The sequence below is a fragment of the Coleofasciculus sp. genome, from assembly GCF_046539235.1.
In the GTDB taxonomy this organism is placed as follows: domain Bacteria; phylum Cyanobacteriota; class Cyanobacteriia; order Cyanobacteriales; family Coleofasciculaceae; genus Coleofasciculus.
Genome location: NZ_JBKHHI010000219.1, coordinates 1 through 11,026 on the forward strand (window position 1 = coordinate 1; position 11,026 = coordinate 11,026).

10 protein-coding genes and 1 pseudogene are annotated in these 11,026 nt (G+C 44.8%); 2 read left to right on the forward strand and 9 right to left on the reverse strand.

All coding sequences use genetic code 11. The annotated features are described in order from the left end of the window. Positions 1-360: 360 nt before the first annotated feature. The 3 genes from ACLFWI_RS18415 to ACLFWI_RS18425 all read right to left on the reverse strand — a co-directional run bounded on the left by ACLFWI_RS18415 (position 361) and on the right by ACLFWI_RS18425 (position 4,359). A complete protein-coding gene (locus tag ACLFWI_RS18415; protein ID WP_446414121.1) occupies positions 361-1,509 on the reverse strand; it encodes an AAA family ATPase in 1,149 nt (382 codons plus the stop codon). A gap of 944 nt (positions 1,510-2,453) precedes the next feature. After that, a complete protein-coding gene (locus ACLFWI_RS18420) occupies positions 2,454-3,245 on the reverse strand; it encodes an RNA ligase family protein (RefSeq protein WP_446414122.1) in 792 nt (263 codons plus the stop codon). 487 nt (positions 3,246-3,732) lie between these two features. Beyond that, positions 3,733-4,359 (reverse strand): Uma2 family endonuclease, encoded by a 627-nt coding sequence (locus ACLFWI_RS18425; protein WP_446414123.1) that lies wholly within the window; start codon positions 4,357-4,359, stop codon positions 3,733-3,735. A gap of 561 nt (positions 4,360-4,920) precedes the next feature. Here ACLFWI_RS18425 and ACLFWI_RS18430 point away from each other — a divergent pair. Both ACLFWI_RS18430 and ACLFWI_RS18435 read left to right on the forward strand, forming a co-directional pair. Next, the gene (locus tag ACLFWI_RS18430; protein WP_446414124.1) at positions 4,921-6,366 is read left to right on the forward strand and encodes a DEAD/DEAH box helicase family protein; all 1,446 of its coding nucleotides are present in this window, start codon (positions 4,921-4,923) and stop codon (positions 6,364-6,366) included. Between the two features lie 29 nt (positions 6,367-6,395). Then, complete coding sequence (locus ACLFWI_RS18435; protein WP_446414125.1) at positions 6,396-7,412, forward strand: hypothetical protein; 1,017 nt, start codon at positions 6,396-6,398, stop codon at positions 7,410-7,412. A gap of 29 nt (positions 7,413-7,441) precedes the next feature. Here the strand turns inward: ACLFWI_RS18435 and ACLFWI_RS18440 are convergent, their stop codons facing one another. From ACLFWI_RS18440 to ACLFWI_RS18465, 6 genes and pseudogenes are all read right to left on the reverse strand, one after another. Beyond that, positions 7,442-7,648 carry a hypothetical protein gene (locus tag ACLFWI_RS18440; RefSeq protein ID WP_446414126.1) on the reverse strand — a complete coding sequence of 69 codons (207 nt, stop codon included), beginning with the start codon at positions 7,646-7,648 and terminating at the stop codon, positions 7,442-7,444. Between the two features lies 1 nt (position 7,649). Further along, complete coding sequence (locus ACLFWI_RS18445) at positions 7,650-8,288, reverse strand: hypothetical protein (protein ID WP_446388723.1); 639 nt, start codon at positions 8,286-8,288, stop codon at positions 7,650-7,652. Positions 8,289-8,420: 132 nt separating this feature from the next. After that, positions 8,421-8,756: a XisI protein gene (locus tag ACLFWI_RS18450; RefSeq protein WP_446414127.1), complete on the reverse strand. Its 336-nt coding sequence runs from the start codon at positions 8,754-8,756 to the stop codon at positions 8,421-8,423. Next, positions 8,744-8,882, reverse strand: a pseudogene (locus ACLFWI_RS18455) (element excision factor XisH family protein); the annotation flags it as partial. The gene ACLFWI_RS18450 and the pseudogene ACLFWI_RS18455, both read right to left, overlap by 13 nt. Before the next feature lie 30 nt (positions 8,883-8,912). Beyond that, positions 8,913-9,542 (reverse strand): TIGR02646 family protein, encoded by a 630-nt coding sequence (locus ACLFWI_RS18460; protein ID WP_446414128.1) that lies wholly within the window; start codon positions 9,540-9,542, stop codon positions 8,913-8,915. After that, positions 9,529-10,899: an AAA family ATPase gene (locus ACLFWI_RS18465; protein WP_446414129.1), complete on the reverse strand. Its 1,371-nt coding sequence runs from the start codon at positions 10,897-10,899 to the stop codon at positions 9,529-9,531. The genes ACLFWI_RS18460 and ACLFWI_RS18465 overlap by 14 nt, the downstream gene beginning before the upstream one ends. Between the last annotated feature and the right edge of the window lie 127 nt (positions 10,900-11,026).

The following is an 11,026-nucleotide window of genomic DNA, read 5'->3' on the forward strand; positions in this document are numbered from 1 at the left end:
AGCCAGATGTTGCTTCGCGTTTTTTGCACGGGGGAGACCAAAGGATGCTTCGCTTCTGTTGCACGGGGGAAGCCAGAGGATGCTTCGCTTTTTTTGCATGGGGAAGCCAGCGGATGCTTCGCTTTTTTTGCTTATGGGATGCGAGGGGGATCGACAATGTACCGCATAGCAGAGCAAACTGCTGTATATATAGCAGGGAATGGGTAGCGAGCAAGATGCTCACTGTAGTGAGCAAGATGCTCAATGTAGTGAGCAAGATGCTCAATGTAGCTCAATGTAGTGAGCAAGATGCTCACACTACTACGGCAAGGATTTTGCAATTCTTGACATTATGGTTGAAATGCCGAACCGCTTATGCATTCAACTCTCCACAATCCAATCTACCCGATGGGCTTCAGTAATATCTGGAACCTCTAAGCGATCGCGCATTCGCTGAATCACCGCTTCCGGCACTTTGGCAGCGCGAGAACGATTGCGCCGCAGCAATTCTTCCCAAAAGGCTTCCAGGTAGACAATGCGAATCCGTGCATGGTACGCAGAAAATAGATTAATGAGGGACGAACGCAGTTGGCGAGAGAGATTGGTCGCATTCCAAACAAAGGATTTTTCGGCTCTCATGTAGTCTTTCGCGATCGCTCTTGCTCGCTCCGCTACAGCAGTTTGGTCATCTTTGGGAGAGATGTTCATCGCTTGTCGCAGTTCATCCAGGGAGATGACTGTCCAATCTGAAAGGTTCTCCTGAATCCAAGAGTCTTTACCAGCACCCGGTAATCCTGACATCAAGATCACCTCGAATCGAGTGTCATCAAAAGCAGCATAGTTGGGATCGCGATCGTCTTTTTGGAAATAGACAAATCGACTATGATCTGAGGGGAAAGATCGGGGATAAACTAAGCAATTATTCTCTTGACAAAATTCCCGAAAGAACTGAACGCGCTCCAGCAGCTCTAGCTGATCGTCACACTCGCGACCCCGAACATCTGCTTCTGCCAAGAGTGCCAGCAAGTCGCAGCGAATCACTTGACTGGCTTTAATCACAGCACGTTGCGGGTTGGGTTTGTCCCAAAACCAGAGGGGAAGACTACCATACTGCACCAGCGAGACAATCGCCTCCCGTTGATGAAAGGGTACGTTAAGCGACCAGAGGATTTGCCGCGCCATCTTTGCCCCTTGGCGGACATGACCTTTGGATGTGATCCTGCCATCGGCTTCAATTTCAGTAGCCGCAGGTTTTGCCACATCATGGAGTAAGGCAGCCGCAAATAGAAGCGATCGCTCGATGGGTGGTAACTCCCGCCAAGTGGGTAATGCAATTAAAGCCTCACAAACCAAGCGAGTATGGGTGAGAACATCCCCTTCTGCATGGTAGCGGGGGTCTTGGGGACAATCCTGAAGGGATTGAAGCCAGTCAAACTCAGCCTGAAGCGATGCCCAATCTAGCGTCCAGTCTGGAGGCGTGGGACACCAGGGAAATGACCAGCATAAGGATTGAGAAATAGAAGAAGTCATAAGCTGTAATGCATTTAAATTGGGTATTAGTAGCGAGCAAGATGCAAAGCCTGCGGCATGGCTTCGCTAAAGCCTGCGGCATGGCTTCGCTAAACGCACTATAAGGATCTCGCAATTCTTGACATTATGGTTTAAATGCCGAACAGCTTATAACACTACATCTTAAGGTGAATAGCACTGAAAATTTGCATTAGGGAATCACCAAAACCTTTGATATACCGTAGGGTGGGCATTGCCCACCAACCTTAAGGTGAATGTCGCTGACTTAAGCTGGGTTCGTAGTAGGCACTTTAGTGCCAGAAGCGCTTTAGCGCTTACTACAAACTCTAAAGTCAGTGGCATTCGTCTTAAGCTTAGGACACATCTTTAGCCGGAAACCCAATCACAGCTTACTGTTGCCCGTTGCCTATTGCCTGTTCCCTAGCGCTACGCGCTATCTAGAAATGCAAAAAGAGGACTCCCGTTATAATCTCTGATTTAGCGGGAGATGAATTTTTGCCAACCCAAAAAGCGTAGCAACAATTGACAGTAGTAGCAACAATTGACAGTAAATGATGATAAAATAGTAATTGTCCCAGGATGAAATGCCGCAGCCCGGTGAACCTTTAGCTGAAACAATGCTACACCCCAGAGCTGAAAATAATGGACTAGAGGGTAGCGAAAACCTCGAATTAACATAGCGCACCATCTCTTTAACAAGGCTGAATGAAACTGAGAAAAGATTAGCCGCAAGGCAGGTACGGCAGGGCATGTCGAAACCTCACTGAAATAGTGAAAACCCTTGGAGAGTAGTCCATAAAAAGGACGCCTAGATAACAAGTGATATTCTAGTAAGTTCGGACTAGACATAATCGTGTAAGACCTAAGTAGAGGGCAACCTCTTTCATGGCAGTGATTAGCTCAAGAATCTCCCGTCATAGTCGTAGACTTGACGGCGAGAGTTGTCAAAACTGAAACAAATCGACACCGGAACGTAGGAGATTGGGGACGATAGGGCGGTTGAGCCAATGGCTATCCGATTGCAGGATGGTGGTTGAAAAGCTAGGACGGACGTATTTGTAACGAGCCGTTACAACCGCTCCCTCTTCGACTTTGAGATACAACCCTTCCATCAGGGGACTGGGGTCAGTTTGTTTGAGACTTCGCTCCACATCCAATCCCTGTTCCTCACAGGCTTGGCGGAAGCGTTCTAAATGTCCTGACTCAATGAAATTCGAGTGACCCAGCAATCCCATTAGCTGCTTGTAGGATGTTAATACACCGGAAAACAAGACGGGTACGGAAACCAGGGGTAATCCGGCGAGTAACTCCTGGCGACGTTGGGTACTGAGAAACTGCTGCTGTTCAACGTCTAGCACATCAAATTCTAAGAAATAATGGGGTAAGGCGTCGTAAAAGACGGTGTGTTTGGCATAGAGCCATTCGCCATAGAGGATGTAGCGAGTACCTAGCACCTGCCAAAACGTTCCAGTATGACTGTACGCCCATTGTTTGAACAAGTTAAAGTGCTTTTCTCGCTCTCCTCCAGTTAAATAATGTCCCCGGCTTTGCAATAGCATCTGCCCATCAGGAGTAAAACTGATGGCAGCATTGGCTCCATCTACTTTTTCTTCGACTACCACATATTGAGAGGCGATCGAGCTGAAAGGCACGTTATCCAAATCTTCATCCCCCGGTTGGAGCCGTGAACCTTGGATATGAGGGGTGCGAGGGAATTTGTACATCTGCTGCTGCATCAATTGACTACCTTGAAGGGGCTGCTACCATTGGGTAATCTGAACCAAAATGCTGACACGGTTCCTGCAAAGCCTAAGATAATTGAGATTAGTGCAGAAATTATTGAAAGATGAAATTGCTGTCTGGTATGGCGGTAGTTAGATAGTTGTTTGCCCTGAGATCGCAGTTCTATGAGTCAGGCTCTATTGACGTTATCTCCCAGGTTTAATACCGAGTTGCGTTCTATCATGTCATTGGAGAGCGAAGCGTGAAGCGCAGCTATAGCGTTAGCGAAGCGGTAGCGTGACGCGCAGCGATAGCGTGACGCGCAGCGATAGCGAGGAACGAGCGTCGGAACGAGCGTCAGAATCTGGACAGATGCTTCGCTACTGTTCCTTCGCTTCGCTCAGGACTTCGCTCAGCATGACAAATTCTACATTAGACTGCAACTTGTTATAAGACTCGGTTTCAGCCATTTTTAGTGAGGTTGTTTAACCGGATTTGATATTACCTGCCAGCCTTCAACACCTGTGCAGCCGTTAGTTTTAAATCGGGGAAGGTTGGAGAGACAATAGTCTGATTGCCCCGAAACTGCTGAATTTCATACTCCCCATCCACTAACCTACAGACAGAGAGAGTGGGTTGTTTAGGTTTTCCAATATGTCGAGTACCACCTAATCCGGCATAGTCTGCTATCCAATATTCGGAAATGCCCAAAACTGCGTAGTCTTCGACCTTACGGGCATAATCATTTTGCCAGTTGCTACTAACTACTTCTGCCACAAATTTAATCGAACTGCCTAGCGTTAGGATTGATTGCTCAGACCAAAGCGGTTCTTTGACGAGTTCATCTCGATCAACAACTGCAACGTCAGGTCGAAATGCTGTCATACCAACATTAGAAGGGCGCAATAGTCCCCGCTGGAAGACAAACCAAGGTAAGCCTATTACGTCAATTTGGACACAGAGCTTGGCGCTAATGAAGGCTACAACTTCTTCATGTAAACCTGTTGGTTCCAAATCGAACACCTCTCCATCGATCAGTTCGTAGCGGTTATCGCTACCATGACGAGCGAGAAACTCGTCAAAGCTAAGTGGCTTCTGTTGAATTGCTTGCTCGACTGCAATGGTCATAGGTCAACTGAGTCCAATTAATGCCTCAAGTCTACCAAATCGAGTATGTGATACATACGACGAATCAAACCTCTGATTGCTTTGCCCCAGAATATTGATAAACTTTCGGCTAGAATTCAACCAAGAATTCAGCAATCTAAGGTTCCGGTTGAGCGGAGACTAACCAACTTGAACGATAGACGAAGAGACTTTTTCTAAGAAATAATGGGGTAAGCTGTTCGGCATTTAAACCTTCATGTCAATAATGGCGAAAGCCGTGTAGTGCGTTTAGCGAAGCCATGCCGCAGGCTTTAGCGAAGCCATGCCGCAGGCTTTGCATCTTGCTCGCTACCCATTCCCAAATTTAAATGCATGACATGACCTCACCATCGCAATTGGTGTCTTGCTTCAAGTCTATCACCGGTAACGATATTGCTTCCTCCTCTGCTATTAAGCCTGCTGGATCTACCGCAGCTAAACAAATTTGATAGCCTCTATTGAGGTTTAAAGATAGGTGGGCTAGATTAGGTATACCTATACAGGACAGCCTAATCTAGATTGTTCGATAAATAAGGAGTATATATGTCCTACTACTTGTTCGAGATTCCTTCTGTGAATGGGTATCACTCGGATTTAGTTCTTGCAGACCCGGATAACCCAAATGCGCCTGCTTACTCTCACTATGCCTTTACCATCGGCACTCCTGCGAACCCAAATGAATTAACACAGCGTCGGGGAATTCCGTTTAGTAGCTTTCGTGATTGGGAGAAATTGTCTAGCGATTTTAATATCGAAGAGATGTTAAAGCCAGAGAAGGCATATCTTCCTGGAGGGAGTGTGCTTGGGGAAAAAGATTTAAATCCAGCATTTCAAGCTAACACCGCTATGCGACTTGGTGCGCTGGAACTACTTGCCAACATCTTTTCAGGTCGAATCACCGCCAGTGACAAAGATCCTTTCCCTCATCAGTTGGCACTGCAACAGTACATGAAGTCTCATCATACACAAGTTCAACGCCTTCTTATTGCTGATGAGGTTGGGCTTGGAAAAACAATTGAAGTTGGTTTAGTACTAAGAGATTTGCTCATTGCACAGGGTTATTCCAAGCCGCTTCGCTGTCTTTACCTGACAAAGGGTGGACTTCTAGATGATGTCAGGCTAAAGCTTCAATCAGTTATCCCTGGTGTAGATGGTGAAAGCATTGTTCAGGTTGAGAAATCTTTTGTTGAATACGGCAACCGTACTGATGGAATTCATATTGCTAGTATGGATGCCGCAAGACGTTACGTGAAAAAAGCACACAAGAAGAATTTGCCTACGGGAGTTAGCCCCGAAATTTTGATTATTGACGAAGCACATCATTGTGCCAGCGAAGATGATCTGACCAGTCCACAGCGTATTGGGCTAAAAGCAACAACAAGAGCTTACGAGGCTGCTTACCAAATGATTACTGGAGAGTTTTGGCAGGATTCCGCCCCTCCAAAGCTAGTAATCTTTATGAGTGCTACTCCATTTCGCTCTAGACCTCAATTTATCAACCTGTTGCGTCTTCTTACACATCAGACTTCAGAGATTAAGAATGCATACTCATCTGAGTTAACTGACGTAGAACTCGTTCAAGTTTTAGGTTCTGATGACTCATCTACGGCAGTCATTTGGCGGCAACAGGATGATGTCCGTAGCTGGTCTGATAAACGCTTATTTCCAAAACTAAATATTAAGCGTCCGCCTCTCCAAGCAAGCGAAGAGTATTTACAACTAATCAAAGATATCCGAGAAAAAGTTAAGCAAATTTGTAATATTAATGGTGAAAGTTTTGGAGGATTTGCGATTCGGCAACTTGAGATAAGATTAACTAGTAGCACAATCGCTGGTGCTATGTGGCTATTCCGCTGGTGTGTTAAGCATCAAGAATGGAAAAATCAAGAAGAATATAAGCGAGACCTCTCAAAAAGTACTGATAATCTTCGCAAGCTTATTAAAGGGATTTCTCAAAGGCTTAACGAAATGGTCGTGTTGCTCGACTAGGACAAATCTCAGATGTCATTGCCTACTACTTGATCATCGCTGGAACCCATGAACAAAGGAGGGAACAAGCACTGGTTGATCGCTTCACTCAGCTTGGAATTACGGATGAAAGAATGCGTCTCAAAATTTTGGGTTCTCTTAGTATTGAACAAGAAGAGCAAATTTTTCAGGATATTGAAAAGGAGGAATTTTCACTGATTGATAACATCCTTAAGCAAGCTGAAGCCGACCAAAAAAATATGGAAGTGAAGTTAGGTGAACTTCAAACCCAACTCAGTCAGCAATGGGTTATTAGCCGCGAAGAACTAGCGAAACGGCTTGAGACATGGATGGAACTAGGATTATCTATGATCGATCAGAAACATGAACTGACGTTTAGTACGAAAGAGTGGAGCCGTCCTGTATTCCGGAATGAAGGTACAGTGATGGAACCTGCTCAGGCTAAGATTGCTGTCATTCAAGACAGGAAATTCACATTTGATCCAGAATTCAAAGTATTTGGCAGGGAAAAGGATAATATTCTGCTTGCTGGTCTTTATCCTTGGCACCAGAAAGAATGGGAGGGTGTCATAAAACATCGACCACTTCATAAATCTGATCCAATCGGTCGTCTTGCATGTTCTCTAGCTCGACAAGGTAGGGCAGATTTCACAACAATTTCGGCAAATCGGCTTTACCCAAAATTTTCTAGCCTGCGAGATGCTCGCTATCTCCTATTTGTCACTCACCCGCTTCGTGAAGTAGAAAATCATGCGTCAGCCAGCACTGATTCTTACCTAACAGTTTATGCCTTCAGTTGTGACTTGTCCCAACCCATTAATCCTCAAGGTGCATCAGCTAAGGAGGTTTACCAGATGATTTCCTTGTTAGAGGAAGATGCACTCAGACCAAATTCACAATCATTGACGGTGAATGTCCTTGAATCTGCAAAAGATGCAGGTCAAGAACTGGCACGATGGTTAGAGCAATCTAGAAAACTTGGGGGGCTTACTAAAAAGTCATATTTCCTCCCAATTCCAGTAGCGCTTGTCGCAGTGCTTCCATAATAAGGTGCAGAATTGAGCAATGGCGATCGCTAGTGCGATCGCCCCTCGCTGTAAGTTGGGTTGAGCCTGTCACGTCCTTGCTTGTGAATCAGTAGGTAACGTGAAACCCACCATGACGCGATTAGGCGATCGCACTCTTGGTTGAGGTGGAGAAGCAGTGATGAGTGTCGGGTTTCATCCCGCAACCCAACCGACAAGATCGGGCGATCGCTCACCCAGAATCTTTTCTGAGGCAATTCATGAATTGTCCCTACACCCAGATGTTATTGCCTCTAATTCCAGTTCGCATTGCCTAAACACATAATTCAGTGCTGCAAAAAGTTGTTCGAGATTATATATTGTATAGGCTGCAAAATTCTTGGTAAAACGATTGTTTTGGAGTTTGCCAAACTGCCAAAGCTGACCATTCGATACGATTCCGTATATCGTCTGCTGTTCAGATTGGTCATTCATCTTCTGAATCGCCACCATTTCAGCTAAACATTGACCCCATCCTTTAGTAAAATCATCTCGTTTAGCTTCAACAGCGACAAAAAACGGCTGCTCAAATATTTCTTTTCCTAGAGGCGATCGCTTGGCTATGATATAGTCAGGTACACCGGATAATTTTTCATTATAAATTAGTGACTTGTGGCTCCACAAAGTAAACTTATCTCGATAAAGCCGATAAAGCTCTTTGAGGACTGGAAAAATAATCGTTTCACAAATCGCATATTCTGACTCCTCAAAGGTTAATTCTTTCAGGCAAAATTCTAAATCTTCTCTAAATGATTCTCGAATATCAATTTTGCTTTCGATAATATAGTTTGTTTCTGAGGAAGTAATCTCATACTCTTTGAGGACTTCCCCAAGATTTTTGTAGGATTCAAAAGACACAATAACAGATTACCTTTTTGACTTTAATTTGGTATTAAGTAGATGGACAAAATTCAAGTATCCTTGTCTGGTTTCATCCCGCAACCTGACCGACAAGATCGGGCGATCGCATATTGGGTGCATGGGCATTATTCAAGCAGCACCATAGTCTGTGTATTGCCGTTTGTAAGCAGGCTGTAAACCCAACACAATATCTTCTCTGGGAACCCCCATTTCAACCAAATCCTCAGCAGGATTCTGGTCGGTCAGATTCTGCTGAAGCCAAATTTTTCCGTCTTTGATATCAAAATGGACAATACAACGATACACTCGGTTAAGCTGTTGCCATCCCACATTCATCCATTGGTAATGATCCCGCTCTGTGTCCAAGATCAGTTGCACTTCGACCTCATCATCCGAAACATCATCCTTGGCGTACTGGCTCAGTAACGTTTGAACGTACTCCCGATATTGAGCTACCTTGTCCATTCCACTATCACCTCATTAACTGGATCATACACAATTATCAAGACCTGATACCTTTTCAGGTGCAGTTTGAGTAAATTCGTATTGAAAAAACGTTTGGTAAACATCAACTGGAACTGCCAAGTATAGGCTAAATCATAACCATTTAAAGAGTTATTTTCAAGATTGAAGCCAACTTCGCAAGATATTAATTACCACTGGAGTAAAAGGTTCCATCTGACCCTGTTGGGGTTGTGATAGGTCACCGATTAACATCTCTAACAGTTCTTCATCCTCTAAGCCTTCATCGGGGTCTATGTAGTTTGTCCATAATAAGGCATTAGACAATTGCTTGCGTTTTTCGATCAAGGCACGGTTATTTTTTTCGTAATCTCCCAGGTTTAAGACTTGAACCGTGACAATTGCCCGCTCGCTTAACCCTTCTACCCGACCACTAATTTTAAAGCGAAGTTCTGTTTCACATTCTGTCATCAGGGGAGTTAGGGGTAGGGGTTGTGATTTATGGGCATCACCGCATTGATTAGAGGTATTACAACTGGCGACAATATTTGAAAAGTCAAGTGTGCGTCTAGGATTCAATTTTTGAGCTTCTATATGCTCATTGTGGCAAGCATCAATATCTTGGAGGCGCTGGCAACAATAGGCGCAAAGGTAAAATTGTTCTGCTAGAGCATATTGCCGAATAGTTCGGCGAATCTCTTCAGTTAACTGGTTGTAGCGTCCGTGAGGGTTTGCTCGTTTCCAAACTGTAAAACTGGAGGGTTCAGTCCCTTTACTAATGGTTCGCATGACGCAATTCTTGTTTACGGATCAGTAATTTGGCTTTGATCAATTCCAGATGATTGGCGGGTAGTTCCTCAGTTAATTTGGCGAGTCGTTGTTGAGCCTCGGTTAGCTTTGAATCTTGTATGGCATCCAGCAGATCGTTCAGTTCGGCATCAATTTTCTGATTACGGATGCTGGTGTCCATGACATCTAATAAGACAGTATTAGCATCTTGTCCATACTGAGAGGGCAATTGTCGCAATTCACCATTGGTTAAGGTGTAAACTAAAACATTTTTACAGTCGCTGATCACCAGAGGTGAATGGGTAGTCAGTACAAACTGACAATTGGGGAACGTTGCGATTAAGCGATCGCACAGGCTGCGTTGCCAAGAGGGATGCAGATGCAAATCGACTTCATCAATCAAGACGATACCATCTCCTGCTAAAGGATTCTCCAGAGCAGGGTTCAGCATGGCTAAACGGCGAGCAATATCACCAACCAGAGCCATGAGAGATTTTTCGCCTTGTGAAAGTTGGGCGACATTCAGAGTTTCACCGTTTTTATCAATCGCCATGTAGAGACGGGGTTGACGACGGACTCTCAGGTTGTCCATCTGGGGCATAAATCGGCGAATGGCGGTGCGAACTGCGGTTAATTGCCGATCTTTGGCTGAGGCATTGAGTTCGTTTAACCGTTGCCATGCGTCTGGATTGGTTTCCAATAATGGTTTCAGTTGGTTCAGAAAATCTTCAGGCATTCCTGATTCATTTTCGGTATCTTCTCGTTCCCGAAACCACTCAAAAAAGCGGCGAAAGTCAACCCCCTGACTTAAAGACTTGTCGTAACCATCGAGTTGCAAGAAGGTATGCTTAGTCCTAATTTTTAGGGGAATATCAAGTACGACGCGCTCGACAGGATAAAACGCAATGATGGGCAGGCTAGTTTTGTGATCACGGGTAAGGGCATCACGATAACGATTGGCTAAGCGGGTGCAGTCGTTGAGATTGCTAGTGTACCGGGATTTACGTCCTGTTCTATTTTTGGCTAAAGTCCACTTGAAGTGATGCTGGATCTCGTTTTGATTCGGATTGTCTGATGTTCCAGAAGCATCACAAATTTCTATTTCAATACTGGCGGCGTTGGCGGTGTTAAGTATGGCATCTTCCGGGATAGGGTTACCACTACCTTTTTCTGTGCGTAAACGAGCCGTAAACCAACTAAGGGATGTTGCTAAGGCTTTCAGCACAGAGGTTTTACCCGCGCCGTTATTACCAACGAAGACAGTGATGTTGCTGGGATTTGGCTCGGTGGGTGCTAAAGGAATTTCTAGGTTTTCAAATAGCCCAATGTTATTTAAGATAACCCGTTGGATTTCCATAGCGGTAACGTTCAAATCTCTGAGGTTTTCGACATTGACAACAGTACCTACAACTGTACTTGAAAGCACTTACCCCTATTATGGTCTCAAAACAGTTGCACCTAGCCAGTTTCATCCCAGTGTCATG